Origin of the sequence: Kordia sp. SMS9, from assembly GCF_003352465.1 — a bacterium.
GTDB lineage: Bacteria > Bacteroidota > Bacteroidia > Flavobacteriales > Flavobacteriaceae > Kordia.
Genome location: NZ_CP031153.1, coordinates 672,828 through 693,359, shown reverse-complemented (window position 1 = coordinate 693,359; position 20,532 = coordinate 672,828). Strand labels below are relative to the sequence as shown.

At 35.9% G+C, this 20,532-nt stretch carries 20 protein-coding genes and 1 pseudogene; 11 read left to right on the top strand and 10 right to left on the bottom strand.

The features are described 5' to 3' along the window. Positions 1–92: 92 nt before the first annotated feature. Positions 93–722 (top strand): leucyl/phenylalanyl-tRNA--protein transferase, encoded by a 630-nt coding sequence (aat, locus tag KORDIASMS9_RS03160; protein WP_114905126.1) that lies wholly within the window; start codon positions 93–95, stop codon positions 720–722. A 308-nt stretch (positions 723–1,030) separates the two neighbouring features. Here aat and KORDIASMS9_RS03155 read toward each other — a convergent pair whose 3' ends face one another. From KORDIASMS9_RS03155 to KORDIASMS9_RS03145, 3 genes are read right to left on the bottom strand one after another with little or no spacing between them, the layout of a single operon-like run. Further along, on the bottom strand, positions 1,031–1,717 hold the full coding sequence (locus KORDIASMS9_RS03155) for a DUF2490 domain-containing protein (RefSeq protein ID WP_114901445.1): 687 nt from the start codon (positions 1,715–1,717) through the stop codon (positions 1,031–1,033). Further along, on the bottom strand, positions 1,698–2,285 hold the full coding sequence (locus tag KORDIASMS9_RS03150; RefSeq protein ID WP_114901444.1) for a hypothetical protein: 588 nt from the start codon (positions 2,283–2,285) through the stop codon (positions 1,698–1,700). Before KORDIASMS9_RS03150 ends, KORDIASMS9_RS03155 begins: the two co-directional genes overlap by 20 nt. Further along, complete coding sequence (locus KORDIASMS9_RS03145) at positions 2,285–2,866, bottom strand: DNA-3-methyladenine glycosylase I (RefSeq protein ID WP_114901443.1); 582 nt, start codon at positions 2,864–2,866, stop codon at positions 2,285–2,287. Before KORDIASMS9_RS03145 ends, KORDIASMS9_RS03150 begins: the two co-directional genes overlap by 1 nt. Positions 2,867–3,015: 149 nt before the next feature. Here KORDIASMS9_RS03145 and KORDIASMS9_RS03140 point away from each other — a divergent pair, with 149 nt between their 5' ends. Then, on the top strand, positions 3,016–3,627 hold the full coding sequence (locus KORDIASMS9_RS03140; protein WP_114901442.1) for a thioredoxin family protein: 612 nt from the start codon (positions 3,016–3,018) through the stop codon (positions 3,625–3,627). A 116-nt stretch (positions 3,628–3,743) separates the two neighbouring features. On the opposite strand, the gene truB is transcribed toward KORDIASMS9_RS03140, so the two are convergent. The 4 genes and pseudogenes from truB to KORDIASMS9_RS03120 all read right to left on the bottom strand — a co-directional run bounded on the left by truB (position 3,744) and on the right by KORDIASMS9_RS03120 (position 6,030). Next, entirely contained in the window at positions 3,744–4,442 is a 699-nt protein-coding gene (gene truB, locus KORDIASMS9_RS03135; RefSeq protein WP_114901441.1) for a tRNA pseudouridine(55) synthase TruB, read from the bottom strand. Between the two features lies 1 nt (position 4,443). Then, positions 4,444–5,241 (bottom strand): undecaprenyl-diphosphate phosphatase, encoded by a 798-nt coding sequence (locus tag KORDIASMS9_RS03130; RefSeq protein ID WP_114901440.1) that lies wholly within the window; start codon positions 5,239–5,241, stop codon positions 4,444–4,446. Between the two features lie 3 nt (positions 5,242–5,244). Beyond that, a pseudogene (locus KORDIASMS9_RS23795) lies at positions 5,245–5,463 on the bottom strand (DUF3098 domain-containing protein); the annotation flags it as partial. A gap of 207 nt (positions 5,464–5,670) precedes the next feature. Next, positions 5,671–6,030, bottom strand: a complete 360-nt coding sequence (locus tag KORDIASMS9_RS03120; RefSeq protein WP_114901438.1) for a hypothetical protein — start codon at positions 6,028–6,030, stop codon at positions 5,671–5,673. 355 nt (positions 6,031–6,385) lie between these two features. On the opposite strand from KORDIASMS9_RS03120, the gene KORDIASMS9_RS03115 reads away from it, so the two are divergent. The 4 genes from KORDIASMS9_RS03115 to KORDIASMS9_RS03100 all read left to right on the top strand — a co-directional run bounded on the left by KORDIASMS9_RS03115 (position 6,386) and on the right by KORDIASMS9_RS03100 (position 10,225). Continuing rightward, a complete protein-coding gene (locus KORDIASMS9_RS03115; RefSeq protein WP_114901437.1) occupies positions 6,386–6,832 on the top strand; it encodes a hypothetical protein in 447 nt (148 codons plus the stop codon). A gap of 202 nt (positions 6,833–7,034) precedes the next feature. After that, complete coding sequence (locus KORDIASMS9_RS03110) at positions 7,035–8,684, top strand: ATP-binding protein (protein ID WP_240321117.1); 1,650 nt, start codon at positions 7,035–7,037, stop codon at positions 8,682–8,684. Continuing rightward, positions 8,671–9,420 carry a LytTR family DNA-binding domain-containing protein gene (locus KORDIASMS9_RS03105; protein WP_114901435.1) on the top strand — a complete coding sequence of 250 codons (750 nt, stop codon included), beginning with the start codon at positions 8,671–8,673 and terminating at the stop codon, positions 9,418–9,420. Before KORDIASMS9_RS03110 ends, KORDIASMS9_RS03105 begins: the two co-directional genes overlap by 14 nt. 283 nt (positions 9,421–9,703) lie before the next feature. Beyond that, positions 9,704–10,225 (top strand): AidA/PixA family protein, encoded by a 522-nt coding sequence (locus KORDIASMS9_RS03100; protein WP_114901434.1) that lies wholly within the window; start codon positions 9,704–9,706, stop codon positions 10,223–10,225. Positions 10,226–10,343: 118 nt separating this feature from the next. Here KORDIASMS9_RS03100 and KORDIASMS9_RS03095 read toward each other — a convergent pair whose 3' ends face one another. After that, positions 10,344–11,222: an ABC transporter permease gene (locus KORDIASMS9_RS03095; RefSeq protein ID WP_114901433.1), complete on the bottom strand. Its 879-nt coding sequence runs from the start codon at positions 11,220–11,222 to the stop codon at positions 10,344–10,346. A gap of 303 nt (positions 11,223–11,525) precedes the next feature. Here KORDIASMS9_RS03095 and KORDIASMS9_RS03090 point away from each other — a divergent pair, with 303 nt between their 5' ends. The 3 genes from KORDIASMS9_RS03090 (at position 11,526) to KORDIASMS9_RS03080 (ending at position 16,127) form a co-directional block, all read left to right on the top strand. Next, a complete protein-coding gene (locus KORDIASMS9_RS03090; protein WP_114901432.1) occupies positions 11,526–14,573 on the top strand; it encodes a leucine--tRNA ligase in 3,048 nt (1,015 codons plus the stop codon). Between the two features lie 81 nt (positions 14,574–14,654). Next, positions 14,655–15,239, top strand: a complete 585-nt coding sequence (locus tag KORDIASMS9_RS03085; RefSeq protein ID WP_162819739.1) for a hypothetical protein — start codon at positions 14,655–14,657, stop codon at positions 15,237–15,239. A gap of 180 nt (positions 15,240–15,419) precedes the next feature. Next, on the top strand, positions 15,420–16,127 hold the full coding sequence (locus KORDIASMS9_RS03080) for a zinc metallopeptidase (RefSeq protein ID WP_114901430.1): 708 nt from the start codon (positions 15,420–15,422) through the stop codon (positions 16,125–16,127). A 123-nt stretch (positions 16,128–16,250) separates the two neighbouring features. Here KORDIASMS9_RS03080 and KORDIASMS9_RS03075 read toward each other — a convergent pair whose 3' ends face one another. Both KORDIASMS9_RS03075 and KORDIASMS9_RS03070 read right to left on the bottom strand, forming a co-directional pair. After that, a complete protein-coding gene (locus KORDIASMS9_RS03075; protein WP_114901429.1) occupies positions 16,251–16,721 on the bottom strand; it encodes an Lrp/AsnC ligand binding domain-containing protein in 471 nt (156 codons plus the stop codon). A gap of 264 nt (positions 16,722–16,985) precedes the next feature. Next, positions 16,986–18,350: a saccharopine dehydrogenase family protein gene (locus tag KORDIASMS9_RS03070; protein WP_114901428.1), complete on the bottom strand. Its 1,365-nt coding sequence runs from the start codon at positions 18,348–18,350 to the stop codon at positions 16,986–16,988. Positions 18,351–18,438: 88 nt separating this feature from the next. Here KORDIASMS9_RS03070 and KORDIASMS9_RS03065 point away from each other — a divergent pair, with 88 nt between their 5' ends. Both KORDIASMS9_RS03065 and pckA read left to right on the top strand, forming a co-directional pair. Next, positions 18,439–18,837 carry a DUF423 domain-containing protein gene (locus tag KORDIASMS9_RS03065; RefSeq protein ID WP_114901427.1) on the top strand — a complete coding sequence of 133 codons (399 nt, stop codon included), beginning with the start codon at positions 18,439–18,441 and terminating at the stop codon, positions 18,835–18,837. Positions 18,838–18,906: 69 nt separating this feature from the next. Then, entirely contained in the window at positions 18,907–20,505 is a 1,599-nt protein-coding gene (gene pckA, locus KORDIASMS9_RS03060) for a phosphoenolpyruvate carboxykinase (ATP) (protein ID WP_114901426.1), read from the top strand. The last annotated feature ends 27 nt before the right edge of the window (positions 20,506–20,532 follow it).

The window sequence follows — 20,532 nt, the reverse complement described above, 5'->3', positions numbered from 1 at the left end:
TCAAGACTAGTTACAAAATTGGCGAAAAAATACTAAAAATCAAAGTATTACCTTTCATTTTCTTATATAAAAGCCCAGAAAATAACAAATTGATGTATTTTTTAACAGATAAAATAGGTTTTCCGCCAGTTTCAGAAACATCACCCGAAGGTATTTTGGCGATTGGTGGCGATTTGAAGCCTGAACGTTTATTACTGGCGTATCGCAATGGAATTTTCCCTTGGTATAGTGAAGATGAACCTATTATTTGGTGGTCACCCGATCCGCGAATGGTGTTATTTCCAGAAGACTTACGCGTGTCTAAAAGCATGAAACAACTATTGCGAAAAGAAACATTTTCTGTAACGTACAACACCGCTTTTGAACAAGTAATTCGTGCTTGTGCGCTCATGTATCGTCCAGGACAAGAAGATACATGGATTACCAACGAAATGGAAGAGGCGTATATTGAATTGTTTAAAATGGGCTATATCACTTCTGTAGAAGTTTGGCGCGGCGAAAAATTAGTCGGTGGTGCATACGGTGTCAATTTGGGACATATATTTTGTGGAGAAAGTATGTTTGCACGTGAAAGCAACGCGAGTAAATATGGTTTTATTCACTTGGTAAGAAAGCTCAAAGCGGAAGGCTGTCAAATTATAGATTGCCAAATGCATACCAATCATCTAGCAAGTTTGGGCGCGTATGAAGTACCGCGTGAGGTGTTTTTGTCGTATTTGTAGTTCCATATTATAACTCTGTAGTGTCGCGAGTAATTCCTAGTATAAATTCTTTTACACGGTTGATTATAAATTCGATGGTGAAAGCAGCTAAAATTACACTTACAGTGACAGCGATATTTAGTATAGAATCAACTTCAAGATTTATGTATTTTTTAAGTTGTAAGTGTACGAGAATATTAATTATGAAAATTCCATATACATATATTAATATATAGGTAGTAATTGTTCAAATAATGGAAGATAAAATTTTTTTCATACAATATGAGTAGCTCGAAATTACAAAAGGTTACAAGTAGCCGAATGCTCCACTAAAGCTTCAAAATTACAGAAGTAAGTACAAACAAAATTTCCTGTGTGCTTTGATTGTAATTTTCAAAACGATATTCCAAACCTGTTTGAAACTTTAAGGATGTTGACCATTGCCAACCAATTTGTGAGGTAAAACGTTGATCAATTTGTGGCGCATTTGCTTTTACAACACTTAACAACGATTCTACATTCGCAACAAAATACGGTTCGCCAATATCGAGTTTTTCTCCCAAAAGCGGAAAATCAATGGTGAATCGGTAGCGGAAACGATGTACCGTATTGTTTGTGGTAATGCGTTGTTCGGTTCGCAAGCGATGACCGAAACGTAAAATATTTGGGCGGTGTGCATAATTGTATTGTTGTGTAAAGCGCAATTCGTTGCTGCGATCTTCAAAATTTTCTCGGAAACGATACATAATTCCGCCACTCACACTATGATTCGAATTGAAACTGAATGTAGAAAAATGCACTAATTGTAAATGTCGCATCGTAAATTCCGCTTCCTCATCGCGATACATATAATTTCTAGCAACCGTAGCGAAATTCACCTTGTAGCTGTCGTTCACTTTATGATTTACCGCAAATGAAGGTTCAAAAAAAGCAACTAAATCGTTTTGAGAACGTACAGAAAACGAGCTGAGAAAAATCGCGAAAGCTATACAATTTCTAATATAAGATGTGATCATACGAGCTTTGGATAATAGTTCTTGCCAAGGTAACATCGCCATCTTTAGTAAAGGTAATTTCAATAAAATAACGTTTTTTTGCTGTCTTTACTTCGGCAACAATTTCATATAAAAATGCACTATTTAAATCGTTTGAAAATGCGTTTTCTACAACACTTTCCGCATCAATCTCAGTCGAATTATTGTATTGACGTTGAATCTTTTTGAAGCGAAAACTGCGATAGTTATTGTTTAAATACTGTTCAAATTTTTCCAACGTTTTTGGTGGAATGTGCTTTTTCTTAATCGTCACTTCCACATCTTCCAACACGCCTTCTTCGCTAAATTCAATACTATATTTTCGCTTTTTGAATTTTAATTTGGTTTCGTAACTGACTTTTACGCTGTCACTTTCTTTGTAAAACTTTACTTTTTTCACTTTCTCAGGCAAAGTTTTTTCTAAAAGAGCCAAGGCATTTTTAGGAAAAGCTTTTTTTTCAATGCGTGCTTCCTTTTCATATTTATACGATTGCTGTGCGTTGCCACACAACGAAAACGTCAAAAATAAGAGTACAACGTAATATTTCATCACAAATTTTTTAATTCATCATACCGAAAACAATCGGTTGTATGATCGTTCACCATTCCTGTAGCTTGCATGTGCGCATAAATGGTTGTAGAACCAATAAACTTAAAGCCTTTTTTCTTTAAATCTTTGCTCAACTTGTCTGAAAGTTCCGTAGTAGCGGGCACTTCTTTCATGGTTTTGAAGGCATTCTGAATCGGTTTACCATCTGTAAATTGCCAAATATACGTAGCAAAACTTCCATATTCTTCTTGCACTTTCATAAAGGCTTGTGCGTTGGTAATAGTGGCTTTTATTTTTAATTTATTTCGAATGATTCCTGCATCTTCCAACAAACTTTGGAACTTTTTTTCATTGTATTTCGCAATCTTTTTATAATCGAAATTGTCAAAAGCTTTTCGGAAATTTTCACGCTTCCGCAGAATGGTAATCCAACTCAAACCAGCTTGAAACGTTTCTAAAATTAAAAACTCAAACAATCGTTCGTCGTCATATACAGGAACGCCCCATTCTTCATCGTGATACGCAACATACAACGGATCATTTCCACACCAAGTACAACGTTTTTTATCGGTTAGTATCATTTTTTGAGTTTTAAATTACAATTTGTAACAAACGTTACGCAAAGAGCATAAATCGTTTCGTAAATTTACAACGCTAAAAATAAACCACAAAAAAGCATGCCGTAAGTTTTATAAAAAACTGCGACTGAACACGTGTAAAAACATTGATTATGATTGCAACAGACACACATATAAAAGGTATTATTGCTGAAAGCTTGGCAAAAGCAACTTCATATAACGAATATAGAACCTTAGTAGAAAATTTAGTCGCAGAAGGGAAATCTACAGGAGAATTGCAAACCGAAGCGTTGTCCAACTATTCCATGTTGAATGATAAACGCATGAAACGTTTGGATAAGACTACCAAATTATCAGAAGAAGCGATCGCGAAAATTAAAGCGTATAATGGCGATGTGACTTGGTTGGTATTAACTGAAAGTTGGTGCGGAGATGCAGCGCAAACCATGCCTGTGATTCATAAAGTCGCTGAATTGAACGACAATATTACTTTAAAAGTTGTGTTGCGCGATGAAAACGAAGCCTTGATGAATGAATTTTTAACCAATGGTGGAAAGTCCATTCCGAAGTTAATTGCAATTGATAATACTTCTGGAAATGTGTTAGGTGATTGGGGACCACGACCGACAAAAGCCACAAAATTGGTAAATGATTACAAAGCAGCACACGGAAAGTTAACACCAGAATTCAAAAAAGAGTTGCAAGTTTGGTATAACAAAGACAAAGGTCAAAACACGATTGAAGATTTGTTGCAGTTGGTGTAGTTTGATTGAATGATTAAAAGATTGAAGCGTTTTGTATGCTTTGATCTTTTCTGTTTTAAATTACGCTGAGCAAATCCGAAAGGCGCATCTCAATACTAATAGCTCACTACTCAGTACTACTTACCAACTCGCAAACTGTCTCCAAAAACATCTGGAGAAATCGCATCCTTTACATCAAAGTCTCCAATTTTTGTACGACGCAAGGCAGATAAATGTGCACCAGAATTCAAGGATTTTCCGAAATCATGCGCCAACGAACGAATGTAGGTTCCTTTGCTGCAAACAACTCGAAAATCAATTTCAGGCAAAGCAATACGTGTAATTTCAAATTCGTTAATCGTAATTTTACGTGTTGGAATGTCTACTTCTTCGCCAGCACGTGCCAATTCATACAAGCGTTTTCCATCTTTTTTTAATGCGGAAAATATTGGTGGTTTTTGATCAATTTCGCCTAAAAATTGTTGTGTCGCTTCATGAATCAATTCATGCGTAATATGTTCCGTTGAAAAGGTTTCGTTGATGTCGCTTTCTAAATCGTACGATGGTGTAGTTCCGCCAACGGTAATTGTTCCTGTATATTCTTTGGCTTGCCCTTGATAATTAGCAATTTTCTTCGTGTCTTTTCCAACACAAATAACCAACAAGCCTGTTGCTAACGGATCTAAAGTACCTGCATGTCCTACTTTTAACTTTTTGATCTTATACGCAGATTTTAAGGCTAATTTCACTTTGTTGACCGCTTGAAATGACGACCAATTCAATGGTTTGTCAATCAATAAGGTTTGTCCGGCTTGGTATGCTTCGAGCGTTTTCATTTTAAAAGTAAGTTTGGTATCCAACGTACCCAATGGCGATCAATCCGACCACTAAACAGTAAATAGAGAAGTACGTAAGTTTGCTTTTCTTTACCAAATTAATCATCCACGTACACGCAAAAAGTCCCGCAATAAACGCGGCAACAAATCCGAGTGAAAGTGGTAGTATCTGAGAATTATCTAGCGAAAGCTCGCCACTAAAAATATCTTTTCCAATTTTTCCAAAAATTAACGGTACCACCATTAAAAAGGAAAATCGTGCCGCTTTGGTTTTGTCATTTCCAAGCAATACAGACGTAGAAATGGTAGCGCCCGAACGCGAAACGCCAGGCAATATGGCAATGGCTTGTGAAATACCAATGACAATCGCATTGGAATAACTTACTTTTTTGTTGGTGTTTTTGGCCTTGTCAGCAAAGTATAAAAGAATGGCTGTAATGATTAGCATGGAGCCAACTAATAGAAGATTTCCTTCAAATAAGGTTTCCAGTTGGTCTTCAAAATAGACACCTACAATTGCTGCGGGAATCATAGAAATGATGACTTTTACGGCAAACTTGGATTCTTCATTCCATTTGAATTGAAAAATACCTTTGAGTAATTCCAAAATATCTTTTCTAAAAACAACAATCGTACTCAATGCAGTTGCCACGTGTAATACGACGGTAAACAGCATGTCTTCTTTAATATCAGCGCCTAAAATGGCTTTGCCCAATTCAATATGTCCGCTGGAAGAAACAGGTAAAAACTCGGTTAATCCTTGGATAATGCCAAGAATAATTGCATTGATTGTATCCATGAATTAGGAATCTAAATTCGGATTTAACAAAATCGCGTACACTTCTATTGCAAATCCTAAGATAACAACCATGGGCGCAATATGAATTCGTCGCATACTAAAAATTTCTTCATTAAATACATTTGGGTCATCGCTGCCGCCACCTGCCATTAAGATAAATCCTAAGGCGATAACTGCCAATCCGATAAACATAAACTTGTAGTTTTTCTTTCCGAAAACAAAGCCTGTTTGTGGTTGTGAAGTACTTTTTTCTTTTGGCTGATTGTTCGCTGCTTTTACCGCATCATTTTTTGGTGCAGAAACGACTTCCTGCGGTTGTTTTTGCGGAGTATTTTTTGCTTTTTTGCGGTTGCTTTTCGACTTTTTGTTTTTCATGTACGCTTCAATTTACAAATGCCAACCGCGCTGTATTTCTCAAACAAAAAGACTTTAAAACTCGCTGTATACAACGGTTGTACCTTTTTCTAATTTAGAAATATGTGGAACAATGCCATCAGGATTGACAATGGTCCAACGGTTCGGACAATGCAAAGTAACAGTTTTATTTAAAACTTTTGAACTTAATTGCGCTAAATTTATGCCTTTCTCTAAGCCACGATTGATATAGTAGTAATGACTATCATTTTCCAATCGGATTTGTATGTCGTTTTCAGCACTTTTTTTGATAGATACTATTTTACCAGATATCTGTACACATTCGTCCGAATTGACCGTAGTTACTGGTTTGAACGAATATGCTAAAAATACAACGAATGCTATGCCTAAAAATATAAATGTGAATCTTCTCATGATTTATAATTTTTAAAAATTAAAATGTCTTAAATTCAATCACGTAAATATTTTCATCATAAACTTTGGGTTTGAATTTGTTGCTATAAAGATAACTCAGTATTCTCCTAATTATTTTATAATGAAGGGTTAAAGTCTGTTAATGTTTACGAATTCCATTTTTTCTTTATGGCTGCTTTTTTTTAAAAATGATATGCCTTTTTTTTCCTGCTTTATGGAAATGTTTCCTTGCTTTATGGTGTTTTTTTACCATCACATCTTTTTTTAGTGTCTCTTTGTTAAAGAATTACTAGTTTATAAATAGATAGTAATTCTTTAATGAAAAAATTTGTATTAACCTTTAAACCATATAATTATGAATGTAATGATAGAAAATAACTTCGATACGATAACAGAGAAGATAATTCCAATTGAATTGGTAGCATTAGGAAGCTTTTCCGAACATCTAATACCAGCGCCAATAACCCCTGTAACAATACAGGTTTCTAAAGATGCAACGGAAGTGGATATTCCTGTTGGCTTGTATTTGGAAGCAGGATTTCCAGCTTCGTCTATCTCCTATTGTATGGAGGCAATAATAGCTGATGGAACAGCTAGTGGCAAGCTAAAAGAAACACGAGTTGTAAGTATTTCGTATGATTTTGATGTAAAAAAAGAGTCACTATACAAGCCGCATGTATATAATGTAAAACTTTTTAATCTTGATGTGGCTATGGAAGAAATGGAAGTAACATTTTTTTTAACAAACCTAGATCCGGAAACCTCTAGAGGAACAACAACAACAATAAAAAGAGAAATGTAATACTAGGAATTATCCAAGTTTCTAATAGTGAGAAGTAGTGTTTATATAAGCACTACTTTTTTTATGTTTAAAATTTTAGCTACATTGATGGAAAGATTTCCTAATGAAAGTTACGTGCTTACTTATTATATTTTTCTTTTTTGTTACGAGTTTTTCATTATTGTTTTCTCAAGAAAAAGAATTGAGTCTTTTTGAAAAAACAGTGGAAAGCGCTACAGAAAAATTCAAAGATATTCCTGACTTTCACAAGGCGAAAAAATTCTTTATAACGCACCAATGGGATTCAACATTAGTATACACTGCCAAACAATTGATTGTTGATAAAAACACGGAGGAACTTAAAAATTATTGTCACTTTTTTAGAGGAATCAGCTTTCGGAATAAAGATATATTGAGTGAAGCTAAAGAAGAATTATTCAAAGTTTCAAAAGACTTTACTTTTTATAATAATGTGAAAATTATGTTGGGTGGAATTGCATTTGGACAGGAGAAATTTCGAAAAGCAATTCAATATTATAAAGTAATTGATTCTATAGAAACGAATGATTTAAAAGGATTGAAAAAAACTAATATTGAAGAAAATATAGGTTCGTGTTATTTACATCTGAAACAATATAACATCGCCAACACCTATTTTCAGCGAAGTATTTCAGTACATGAAAAAAATAAAGATACCTTAGAACTTATTGGAACGTACGGAAATATTGCAGGATTTTATTACGATCAATATTTAGATGATGAAGCCATTCCGTATTATGAAAAAGCCTACGCACTGGCGCAAAAAATAGACGACGATACTAAAAAGCTTGAAACTGCGAACAATATGGCGGTGGTAGAAACGAATCGAAAAAACTTTCAAAAAGCATTAGCATATACAAATGAAGTGGTTAAATATAAAGACATTTTAAACGATCGCGATCGAAATTGGGCAATTGCAAAGCTTGAAAAAGAACTAGCAGTCAACAAAAAACAAGAAGAAGTAAACGCATTGGCGATTGAAAATAAACTGAAACAAGCTGAGCGCAACGGATTTATCTATTTGGCGGTAATTCTTTTTCTAATTTTAGCGGCAGTTGTATATTTCTTTAAGGAAAAAGTAAAAACGAATAAAATCATTGTGGCACAAAAAGAAGATTTAGATGAATTGAACGCCATGAAAGACAAACTTTTTTCTGTGGTAAGTCACGATTTGCGCTCATCCGTACACGCTTTAAAAACAAGCAATACAGAATTATCGGAAAACCTAGAAGCTCAAAATTTAGATGCGTTGGACGATTTGTTGCATACAAACAGTGCTATTGTGAACGGTGCGTACAATTTGCTCGACAATTTACTGCATTGGGCATTGTTGCAAACAGAACAATCGTACTTTGAAATGGAAAACATGCATTTGTTTTTTATTGTAGAACAAACCGCGTACAACTACAAACCGTTGTTGTTGGATAAAAAGATTCAATTTGAAAATAAAGTTTCGAAAGATACGATGATTGTTGCCGACCAGGAATCGTTAAAAATCATACTCAGAAACTTACTAGACAATGCCATTAAATTTTCAAATCCGAACGATACAATTACGATATACACTCAAAACAACTCAGAAACCTATTGCGATTTAATCATTGAAGATACAGGTTTAGGAATGAGTGAAACAACTCGCTTACAACTACTTAAAGATTCGGTAACACTTGCCAAAAAGGAAAACAAACACATTATTGGCACCGGATTGGGCATGCAATTGTGCAAATCAATGATTCAAAAAAACAAAGGGAAATTTACGATTGAAAGCGAATTAGGAAAAGGTACAAAAATGATTGTATCTTTACGTAAAAACCTACCTGATGGATCAGATTAATATACTTATAGTCGAAGATACACCAGCACAAAGTACAAGACTTACAAAAGTACTTCAAGAAAACGGGTATCATGTAGTTGGAATAGCAACAACATTTAAAGAAGCATTGACTTTATTTTATGGTGATGTAAAAATTGATATTGCTATTATTGATATATTTTTAGAGGGCGTTCCAGATGGTATTGCCTTTGCAGAAACCATCAACACCGTACCAAATGCCGCAAAACCTTTTGTATTTCTAACCAGCTCTACCGATCGTCAAATATTTCAGCGAGCAAAGCTTACACAGCCATTCAGCTATTTAATGAAACCTTTCAATGAATTGGAAATTTTATATGCGATTGAAATGGCTGTTGAAAAATTTTATGCGCAACAAAATGTATTCCTCAGTAAAAAAGAAAATACAGTGATTACAGACGATCATCTATTTATCAAAAAAGGAAAATCACTCAAAAAAGTAGGACTTTCAGATATTGTATATATTGAAGTAGAAGAAAAATACTGTAACATCATAACCGAAAAAGAAAAGTTTGTCATCATGATTTCGTTGACGAAAATTTCGAAACTTTTAAGTCCAAGTATCTTCACAAAAACACATAGAAACTTCATCGTCAATTCAAAAAAAATTGAAGAAATTATACCAGCAGACAATCTTATCATGTTATCAAGCAATCATCACGTGCCTTTAAGTGAAAAATACAAAACCATCATTAAAAATTTGCACACGTTAAAATAATACCTTCTTCAAAATACAACAACGCTACAGCAAATAAATCTAAAAACGACTGTTGCCTTCTATTTTAAAAAAATCATCATACCACTTTTTCCTTGCTTCATGGAAAAGAAATCTTGCTCAGTGGTTCTTTTTTCATTTCACGCTCTTTTCCTTTCTAGTTTTACCTCAGAAATAAACGCTAGCCTATTTCATTTAGTTTCGATTGTGAAGTTGTATCACATAAAAAACAAGGCGGAATCTGAAAAGCCAATGAGTAGGAAATGAACCAAAAAAAATTAAAATCATGTCAAGTACAATAGATATTTTAACGGTCGTAGATGCGGTTTCTGTATTAGAAGCAGTTGCAAACAAAACCTTATCAGGTGATGGAACCTCAAGTAACCCATATAATTTAGGCGCCAACGGAACATCAGATGCATATATTTATATGATTACGGCAAAAGAATTTGTAGTGAACAATCAGGCAAAATCAGAACTTACAGTCGCGGCAAAAGTAGGTGACACCGTAAGATGGATGGCTACATGTCCTGGCGGAGGAACTTCTAGCAACATCATCTTAACAAACTGGCAAGCAGGTTCTGGAGACAATCTCATCAATCCATTATCGTTAGACTTAAGCATCAAATTATATGTAGGAAGCGCAACTGTGCCACCAACGGCTGTAGATTACGAAGATTACTGTTACGCAGGAATGGTTACAGGAGAAGGAAGTGTACAATACGTAATTACATTTCAAATTATAGATGAAGACGGAAACAGTCAAGGGTACTTTCTTTGGGATCCTTTCATCAATATCACCAACTAAGTGTATCAACTATACTACGAAGAAACAAAGCTGCTTTTATATAGTGGCTTTGTTTTTATGTGAAATTCAAGCTATTTCGACTTTTTCGGACTCCGAATTGTCAAAATCATAGCGAAAATTAATAATACAATTGATCGGTGCGCAAATTCAAGAAACGTTGTGTAGCAAAGAAACTACTCACCAACGTAATCAATACGCCAATTACTAAAATTCCAGCAAACACAGAACCGATCAACACTTTATCCTTAATCAATTTCAACTGCGGAAGCGATTCGTTTGCATAATACAACACGACAGCCATGCCAATTAACGCTAAAACTGCAGCAATAATGCCCATTTTTACACTCTTCCAAATAAAAGGCTTGCGAATAAAACCTTTCGTTGCGCCCACCATTTGCATGGTTTTAATCGTAAAACGCTTTGCATATACCGAAAGCCGAATAGAACTATTAATCAACAGCGCAGCAACAAACGCAAAAAAGATACACGCAATCAAAATTCCGAGTCCAATACGCTTAATATTCGCATTCAATTTAGAAACTAATGATTTATTGTATTCCACGCTATTCACAAAATTTTTCGCTTTCAGTTCTTTCACAATCGTTTCCAACTCTTCCACAGACACAAACTGAGAATTCAAATACACATCCAACGAATTATACAAAGGATTCTCTCCCAAATACGCTACAAAATCTTCTCCAATATCTTCCGTCAATTGTACAGCAGCTTCTTCTTTCGAAACAAAATTGGCGGATTTGGTATACGCTGCCAATGCCAACGTTTTCTGTAATTGCTTAATCTCTACGTCTTTTGCATTGTCCTTAAAAAAAATCGTCATCGGAACTTTCTCCTTATAAAAGTCCGCTACTTTTTTGGTATTCAAAACCAGCAATCCCAAAATTCCAAGCAAAAAAAGCACAAGTGTCGTACTCAATACCACAGAAAAATAAGAAGAAATCAATCGTTTTTTTTGATACTTTTCAAAAGAAGAACTCATAAACAGTGCATTATTTGGGTAAAGTAAAAAATTAAAAATGTAAAATGCTAAATTAAAAATTTAAAAGTTAACAAAATACTAGCATAACTAAAAACGTTGAAATAAATCAAATCGTACACAAACCTATAAATGAACTTAAAAGGACAGGTGTTTTGATGTTGATTTTGTCAATTTGACAATTTGTTGATCTGAATTCATACAAGCCAACAGCCAAAACCACAAACAAATTGACAAATCAACAGATGAACAAACAATAAAAAACAAAAAAACCACTAAATTTGCGCTTCTTTAAAAGCGATCAAGATGAAGTACAATTTCAACGAAATTGAAGCCAAGTGGCAAAAATATTGGGCAGAAAACGGAACTTTTCATGCCGAAAACAACTCTGACAAACCCAAATATTACGTGCTCGACATGTTTCCATATCCGTCAGGCGCGGGCTTACACGTCGGTCATCCACTAGGTTATATCGCTTCTGACATCTACGCGCGTTACAAGCGTCATCAAGGATTCAACGTCTTACATCCGCAAGGATATGATAGCTTCGGATTGCCTGCCGAACAATACGCCATTCAAACAGGACAACATCCTGCAATTACGACAAAAACGAACATCAAGCGCTATCGTGAGCAATTGGACAAAATTGGGTTCTCGTTCGATTGGAGCAGAGAAGTTCGCACATCCGATCCTGCGTATTACAAATGGACGCAGTGGATTTTTATCGAATTGTTCAACTCTTGGTACAATGTAGAAACGGACAAGGCAGAACATATTGATACGCTAATCGCAAAATTTGAAGCAGACGGAAACGCCAATGTAAAAGCAATATGTGATGATGATATTGCAGTGTTCGCTTCCGCAGAATGGACAAAGTACGATGCTAAAACGAAAGAACAAATACTGCTAAAATACAGACTTACCTATTTGGCGGAAACGGAAGTAAACTGGTGTCCAGCTTTGGGAACTGTCTTAGCAAATGACGAAATCGTGAACGGAGTTTCCGAACGTGGCGGTCATCCTGTCGTACGTAAAAAAATGACGCAATGGAGCATGCGAATCTCTGCGTATGCACAACGTTTACTAGACGGTTTGAACACCATCGACTGGCCACAACCGCTAAAAGACTCACAAACCAATTGGATTGGTCGCTCGCAAGGTGCGATGGTGACGTTCAAAGTAGACGGACATGATGCAAACATTGACGTCTTCACAACACGACCAGATACAATATATGGTGTAAGTTTTATGACGCTCGCACCAGAACACGAATTCGTAGCAAAAATAACGACTGCCGATCAAAAAGAAGCGGTTGAAAATTACATAGAAAAAACGTCCAAACGTAGCGAACGCGAACGCATGGCAGATGTCAAAACCATTTCTGGCGTATTTACAGGCGCGCACGCGTTGCATCCGTTTACGGGAGAAAAAATACAAATCTGGATTGGCGATTACGTATTGGCAAGCTACGGAACAGGCGCCGTCATGGCAGTTCCGTGTGGCGATCAACGTGATTACGACTTTGCAAAACACTTCGGATTGGACATTCCGAACATCTTTGAAAATGTAGACATTTCCGAAGAAGCGTATGGCGCAAAAGAAGGTGTAAAAATTGCAAACTCTGATTTCCTAAACGGTTTATCATACAAAAAAGCCATGAAAACCGTGATTTATGAAATGGAAAAACGCGGTATCGGGAAAGGAAAAATAAACTATCGTTTGCGTGATGCGGTTTTCTCGCGTCAGCGCTATTGGGGCGAACCATTTCCAGTATACTATGTCAACGGAATGCCGCAAATGATTGATGTACAACACTTACCAATCACATTGCCAGAAGTAGAAAAATACTTGCCCACCGAAACAGGCGAACCACCATTAGGAAACGCTGAGGTTTGGGCTTGGGATACAAAAAATAATAAAATTGTAAGTAACGATCTTGTCACTTCGAGCGCAGTCGAGAAGGCTGGGAACAACGGAATCTACCCACTAGAACTCAACACCATGCCAGGTTGGGCAGGAAGTTCTTGGTATTTCTTCCGTTACATGGAAAAAGCGTTGCGTGATGAAAACTTTGCAAGCAAAGAAGCTTTAGACTATTGGGAAAATGTAGATTTATACATTGGCGGAAGCGAACATGCAACCGGACATTTATTATACGCACGTTTTTGGACTAAATTCTTAAAAGACAGAGGTTTTGTCAATGTTGATGAACCGTTCAAAAAGCTCATCAATCAAGGAATGATTTTGGGAGAAAGTCCTAAAGGGTTGTTATTACCAAAATATTTAGATGAAAAATATGACCCTAATTCAGCAAAATTGAGAGAAGATAAATTAGGAAATGTAATTGGGCGTGCTGATATAGTTCTTCAAGATGATGGTAAAATATTGTATAGAGATTGGTTGTTGTTTCCTATAGAAGTTGCAAATCATTATGACTTTAATGAATCTATGATAGATACTATACCTTTAGAATTTGTAAAACAGAAAGGGAAAAAGTTTTTTATATCTATTGAAGATATAGGTAGTTTGAGAAAGAAATATGCAAAGTTTAATAATTTACAATTAGGGACTATTGAAGGTTTAAGTTTTATTCTAGAAAATGAAAATATTAATCAAGAAGTTGAAGAGAGTATAGAACAACTCAAGTGTAAGCTTAATATTGAAATAGAAAAAATGTCCAAATCGAAATACAATGTGGTCAATCCAGATGAAATTTGCGAAGCCTACGGCGCCGATAGTTTGCGTTTGTTTGAAATGTTTCTCGGTCCGCTAGAACAAGCAAAACCATGGAATACCGCAGGAATTTCGGGAGTTTTCGGATTCTTAAAGAAACTATGGAAATTGTATGTTGGCGAAGAAGGTGTTTCAAGAGTTACAGACGCCGTGCCAACGAAAGACAATTTAAAAACATTGCACAAAACCATCAAAAAGGTAGAAGAAGACATTGAAAACTTCTCGTTCAATACGTCGGTAAGTACGTTTATGATTTGTGTCAATGAACTCACAGCGCAAAAATGTAACAGCAGGGAAATTCTAGCACCATTAACGATTCTAGTGTCGCCATACGCACCGCATATTGCGGAAGAATTATGGTCACGTTTAGGACATGAAGGTTCTATTTCAAAAGTGCCATTTCCTGTGTTTGAAGAAAAACATTTGGTGGAAAGTTCCAAAGAATATCCAGTATCTTTCAATGGAAAAATGCGCTTTAAAAAGGAATTATCATTAGATTTATCGAAAGAAGAAATCGAGAAAATAATCTTGGAAGACGAACGCACACAAGCACAACTAAACGGAAGAACTCCGAAAAAAGTAATTGTAGTTCCCGGGAAAATTATTAATATCGTAGGATAGATTTGCTAAAACTTTGGTATGAAAATAGTAGTTAACTAAAAAAAATGTACTTTCATACCATAAAATAAAAAATTACAATACATGAAAAAACTTGTCTTTTTAATCGTATTCATCTGCATGGCAACAACGGTCGTTGCACAGAAAAAACAAGTAAAAGAACGTGCTGGTAAAAACTCGGAAGACAAAGAGTTTCCCACACAATACGCGTTCCCAAAAGAATATACAGGCACCTACGCAGGAAATTTGAACATTGCAGACGCTTCTGGCGTATTGCAAAATGTTCCGATGGAATTAACGCTCAAACCAACGGAAGATCCAAAAAAATATTCGTACACCTTATCATACATTGTTGCAAAGAAAAAAGATGAACGCAAGTATACACTCATTGTTGTAGATCCCGAAAAAGGATTGTACGATTTGGATGAAAATAATGGTGTTATTTTAAGAGCAAATTATATGAGACAAACGTTGTTCAGTACCTTTGAAGTCAATAATCGAATTTTAAATAGCAGTGTTGAATTTAGAAATGACGGACGCGTTTTCTTTACCATCATCGTAACAGAAAAAGCTGATCCAAGAAAAACAGGTGGCGAAAAATTATCGGTTACAAGTTACAATGCTGTGGTATTACAAAAAGCGGCGTTGCGCAAAGTAGAGCGCGACTAACAACAATAACTGACAAAACTTCATACAAACTAAAACCTCGCTCATTTGGCGAGGTTTTTGTATTTTTTATCGTAAAGATGAACAAATAGCCATTATAATTTCTAGTTCTAAAGTAGAATAAGTACCTTTTGAAGTAGTAAAAAATACTGTTGTTTTGTTCAACAAATAAAATTTAAAAATATGTTTTCAAGTGGTTATATGCTCCTCGCGGGTGCAATTATGTTGGTAAGTATGTTTGTGAGTAATAAACTGAAAAGCAAATTTTCGCATTACTCAAAACTGCATTTACGCAACGGAATGAGCGGCGCTGAAATTGCAGAAAAAATGTTGGCAGATCACGGCATTAGAGATGTAGAAGTAATACATGTAAAAGGAATGTTGACAGATCATTACAATCCGCAAAAAAAGACCGTAAATTTAAGTGAAGGCGTCTACAGTCAACGAAATGCCGCAGCGGCAGCGGTGGCGGCACACGAAGTTGGACATGCCGTGCAACATGCAAAAGCATACAAATGGTTAAAAATGCGCTCACAATTAGTCCCTTTGGTAAGTATTGCTTCCAAATTTTCGCAATGGGTTATTTATGGAGGAATTGCCTTAATGGCGAGTCAGCAAGCAGCGGGCGGCACAAGTACAGGAAGAACATTGCTCATCATCGGATTGATCATGTTTGCCACAGGAACGTTATTTAGTTTCATCACACTTCCGGTAGAATATGATGCTAGTAACCGTGCGTTGCGTTGGTTGCGAGATAAAAATATGGTGACGCAAGAAGAATTTGCTGGTTCGCAAGATGCGCTCAAATGGGCAGCAAGAACCTATGTCGTTGCCGCGTTGGGTTCGTTAGCAACCTTTCTGTATTTTGCACGGTATTTGAATAGAAAATAAAATATAAAAACTATAATTTATAAAAGACCGAATGTATGTTGCACTCGGTTTTTTTAGGCGTCAAGCGGAAATTGATTCAATTTCATGTCACGTTAATTAAAAATACTCAAATGTAGTAGAAAACTACACCTTAATTTGTCGATCAATTTGCTGATTTAAGGAAATAAACGTTTCGGTTCGTGAAACACCTTTAATCGTTTGTATTTTATGATTTAAAATGTGCATCAAGTGTTCGTTATCTTTACATAAAATCTTAATCAATAATGACCAATCGCCTGTGGTGTAGTGACTTTCCATGACTTCTGGAATTTGATCCAACGCTTTTACGGCATCTGGATTTCGCATGGCTTTGTCCAAAAATACACCAATAAATGCCATCGTTTTATAGCCCAATACTTTCGGATTGATGACGAATTTGGAGCCAACAATCAACTTTGCATCTTCCAGTTTTCGAAGTCGTTGATGTACAGCAGCACCAGAAATTCCAATGCTACGCGCAATACTTAAAATGGGTGTTCGTGCGTCTTTCATCAACGCACGCAGAATTTTTTTGTCAATTCCGTCAATTTCTATTTGTTCATTAATCACTTTCATACGGTGTAATTTGTCAGGTGAAAGTCAAAAGTACATTTTTTTGATAAAATTGATATTTTTAGAGTGAAGAAAATGAAAAATTGTAAATCAGAAAACGTGAATCTAAAGCGTCTCTTCGAGTGATTTTTCGAAATATAATGGAGAAAAATAGTATCGAGAAGTACTTTGAAGCAGATTTACTTCCAAGAAGATCGCGATACTAAATCTTTTCAAAATTTCATGCGATTTGACATGTGGTTTTGTAACATCAACAATCAAAAATCCCTACACATACTCATCATTATAGCCAAAATACGGAACTTTCTCTTCTCTAAAAGCAATTCCGTACGTAGATAATTCTTCCAAAATAGGCGTATATACTTCTTTTGTAATAGGTAATTGTACACCTGGTGTGGTAATTTCTTTGTTTAAAATTTTCAAAGCAGCAATTGCAACGGGCAATCCAACAGTTTTTGCCATCGCTGTGTATGTTTGATCTTCTCCTAAAATCACCATTTTGGAATCAATTTGATGCTTTTCACCATCTTTTTCATACCCAAACTTGTGATACATCACAATCATATCTTTATCTTCTGGTTTAAGCGTCCAGCTATCCATCAATATTTTTTGTAGAATTTGTGCAGGCGTCGCATTTTCCAAGCCTACTTTTTTGTGCGGATTGAAAATATCTAACTCCAATAACTTTTCCCAGAGCGTATCATCTTGATCAATCTTTAAATTGTGACGCATTTTCAACTCTACAGAATCGGTGGGACTGTACGGCAAGAAAGAATTCACAAAATCACGATAGCTCATTTCTGCGGAGTTTTCCATGACATAACTATCGTCCGTCATGCCTAACATGACAAACATTTGCCAAGCTCTTGAGTATCCAACTCTTCGGATGGTTCCGCGATACAAAGTCAAAATATCATCCAAACCATATACACTTCTGTACTTTAGCGAATCGCGGTTGGCATACGCTTCAAACTTTCCGTAGCCTTCTACAGTTAAAAATTCCGTTCTACGGAAGAGTCTATTATATGGAATATATTTATAGCTTCCTTCTTGAATAAATTTTGCCGTGCCACCTTGTCCAGCTAACACCACGTTTCTAGGATTCCATGTAAATTTATAGTTCCACAAATTGGTATCACTCTCAGGTGCGACCAATCCACCTGTAAACGATTCAAACAAAATCATTTTTCCGCCGTGATCACGAATGCGATCAATAACTTCCATGGCACTCATGTGATCAATGCCAGGATCGACACCAATTTCGTTCATAAATACCAAGCCTTTTTCTTTTACAGCTTCATCTAGTGCTTGCATTTCCTTACTGATGTAGGAAGCCGTCACCATATTTTTCCCAAATTGCACACAATCTTTCGCTACTTCAATATGAAAGCGCGCTGGCAACATTGAAATCACAATAGCGGCTTCTTTGATGGCAGCTTGGCGACTTTCTTCATGAAATACATCCAACAAAATAGCAGACGCATTTTCATGATTTCCAACTAATTTTTGAGCATTTTCAAGATTGATATCTCCAACGGTAATATGTAAGTTTTCTGTGTGACTTTTATCTAAAAAATATTTAATAAGGTACGAAGCAGATTTTCCTGCACCAATAATTAAAATGTTTCGCATAGTGAGTTTTGTTGCGTAATTTTGTAAAAAGACAAATATAACACGAATGTAGCAAAATGTTACATTTATAAAAATAACTTCACGAATTATGAGAAAAAAAATATTGATTACAGGAACTATTTTGGGATTGTTAGCGGTTATTTTAGGAGCTTTTGGGGCACATGCGCTCAAAAAAGTATTGAGTGCCGATCAACTTGCTTCTTTTGAAACAGGTGTGCGTTACCAAATGTATCACGTGTTTTTATTACTTTTTACAGGAATGTCCACGCTGATTTCTCCAAAAATGCAACGACTCATCTATGTTTTTGTGTTGTGGGGAATTATTTTATTTTCAGGTTCTATTTATTTATTAGCAACAAAAGATGTTACAGGTTTGGATATCAGCAGTATAGGGTTTATTACACCAATTGGAGGAACACTCTTGATTATAGGTTGGATAGCACTTCTCTTGAATTTTTTCAAGCTTAAAACAGAGAAAATCAGTTAAAAAAACAAAGACTCTGTAAAAATATTTATACTTTTGTCCTTTACAAAAACACAACTAGAGTTAAAAGTTATGACGAATAACACCTTCTCAACGAAAACGATTTCGTTAAACCAATATGGAATCATGGATGCGAAAGCACATTACCAACTTTCCTCGGACCAACTTCACGAAGAAACGATACAAAAAGGACAAGGAGTAGAAACTTCTTTTGGAGCGATTGCTGTAAACACAGGAGAGTTTACAGGAAGATCCCCGATGGATCGTTTTATTGTGAAAGATAGTATTACCGAAGATGAAATTTGGTGGGGTGACATCAACATTCCTTTTGAACCTGAAGCTTTTGATAAATTGTATGACAAAGTCGTTGCATACTTATCAGAAAAAGAAGTTTTTGTCCGCGATGCGTATGCGTGTGCCGACGAAAATTATAAATTGAACATTCGTGTAATCAACGAATATCCTTGGAGCAATATGTTTGTGTATAACATGTTTTTACGTCCAACGGAAGAAGAATTAGATGGTTTTAAAGAAGATTGGCTTGTTGTGAATGCACCAGAGTTTATGGCAGATCCTGCAATAGACGGAACGCGCCAACACAACTTTGCTATTTTGAACTTTACTAAGAAAATTGCACTTGTAGGTGGAACAGGATATACAGGAGAAATTAAAAAAGGAATTTTTTCTGCCTTAAACTTTATTTTGCCTGTATTTAAAAACACGTTGCCAATGCACTGTAGTGCGAATGTTGGAAAAGAGGAAGATACCGCTATTTTCTTCGGATTGTCAGGAACAGGGAAAACGACCTTGTCCGCAGATCCAGATCGCAGGTTAATTGGAGATGATGAACATGGTTGGACCAATGAAAATACAGTGTTCAACTTTGAAGGCGGTTGTTATGCGAAAGCCATTGATTTGACGGAAGAAAGCGAACCTGAAATTTATCGCGCGATTAAAAAAGGTGCGATTCTTGAAAATGTTGTACTCGACGAACATAAAAATGTAGATTTTGAAGATACTTCCATCACACAAAATACGCGTGTAAGCTATCCAATTTATCATATTGACAATATTCAAATTCCATCTATTGGAAAAAATCCTAAAAATATATTTTTCTTAACGGCAGATGCATTTGGTGTGTTGCCTCCAATTTCAAAATTAACACCAGGACAAGCAGCGTATCATTTCATTTCAGGGTATACTGCGAAAGTAGCAGGAACCGAAGCTGGAATTGACGAACCTGTACCAAGTTTTTCTGCGTGTTTTGGAGCGCCATTTATGCCATTACATCCAACCAGGTATGCAGAAATGCTGAGTGAGAAAATGCAGGAAGCTGGTGTAAATGTATGGTTGATCAACACCGGATGGACTGGTGGACCTTACGGAACTGGAAGTCGTATGAAGTTGAAATACACACGTGCTATGATTAGTGCAGCGTTGGAAGGAAAGTTAAATGATGTAGATTATCAAACACATCCAGTATTCGGATTGGCAATTCCAAAAGATTGTCCAAATGTGCCTAATGAAGTATTAAACCCGATTGATACTTGGGGAGATGCCGAAGCATACAATAAAAAAGCGGCAGAATTATCAAGCTCATTCAAAGAAAACTTTGCACAGTTTTCAGCATACGCAAACGAAGAGATTATGGCTGGTGGTCCAATAGACTAACAGACTTATATATAATATCACAACCAA

Coding starts and splice junctions, on each gene's coding strand:
- aat (WP_114905126.1), top strand. CDS start 93: ATGTATTTTTTAACAGATAAAATAGGTTTTCCGCCAGTTTCAGAAACA.
- KORDIASMS9_RS03155 (WP_114901445.1), bottom strand. CDS start 1,717: ATGATCACATCTTATATTAGAAATTGTATAGCTTTCGCGATTTTTCTC.
- KORDIASMS9_RS03150 (WP_114901444.1), bottom strand. CDS start 2,285: ATGAAATATTACGTTGTACTCTTATTTTTGACGTTTTCGTTGTGTGGC.
- KORDIASMS9_RS03145 (WP_114901443.1), bottom strand. CDS start 2,866: ATGATACTAACCGATAAAAAACGTTGTACTTGGTGTGGAAATGATCCG.
- KORDIASMS9_RS03140 (WP_114901442.1), top strand. CDS start 3,016: ATGATTGCAACAGACACACATATAAAAGGTATTATTGCTGAAAGCTTG.
- truB (WP_114901441.1), bottom strand. CDS start 4,442: ATGAAAACGCTCGAAGCATACCAAGCCGGACAAACCTTATTGATTGAC.
- KORDIASMS9_RS03130 (WP_114901440.1), bottom strand. CDS start 5,241: ATGGATACAATCAATGCAATTATTCTTGGCATTATCCAAGGATTAACC.
- KORDIASMS9_RS03120 (WP_114901438.1), bottom strand. CDS start 6,030: ATGAGAAGATTCACATTTATATTTTTAGGCATAGCATTCGTTGTATTT.
- KORDIASMS9_RS03115 (WP_114901437.1), top strand. CDS start 6,386: ATGAATGTAATGATAGAAAATAACTTCGATACGATAACAGAGAAGATA.
- KORDIASMS9_RS03105 (WP_114901435.1), top strand. CDS start 8,671: ATGGATCAGATTAATATACTTATAGTCGAAGATACACCAGCACAAAGT.
- KORDIASMS9_RS03100 (WP_114901434.1), top strand. CDS start 9,704: ATGTCAAGTACAATAGATATTTTAACGGTCGTAGATGCGGTTTCTGTA.
- KORDIASMS9_RS03095 (WP_114901433.1), bottom strand. CDS start 11,222: ATGAGTTCTTCTTTTGAAAAGTATCAAAAAAAACGATTGATTTCTTCT.
- KORDIASMS9_RS03090 (WP_114901432.1), top strand. CDS start 11,526: ATGAAGTACAATTTCAACGAAATTGAAGCCAAGTGGCAAAAATATTGG.
- KORDIASMS9_RS03085 (WP_162819739.1), top strand. CDS start 14,655: ATGAAAAAACTTGTCTTTTTAATCGTATTCATCTGCATGGCAACAACG.
- KORDIASMS9_RS03080 (WP_114901430.1), top strand. CDS start 15,420: ATGTTTTCAAGTGGTTATATGCTCCTCGCGGGTGCAATTATGTTGGTA.
- KORDIASMS9_RS03075 (WP_114901429.1), bottom strand. CDS start 16,721: ATGAAAGTGATTAATGAACAAATAGAAATTGACGGAATTGACAAAAAA.
- KORDIASMS9_RS03070 (WP_114901428.1), bottom strand. CDS start 18,350: ATGCGAAACATTTTAATTATTGGTGCAGGAAAATCTGCTTCGTACCTT.
- KORDIASMS9_RS03065 (WP_114901427.1), top strand. CDS start 18,439: ATGAGAAAAAAAATATTGATTACAGGAACTATTTTGGGATTGTTAGCG.
- pckA (WP_114901426.1), top strand. CDS start 18,907: ATGACGAATAACACCTTCTCAACGAAAACGATTTCGTTAAACCAATAT.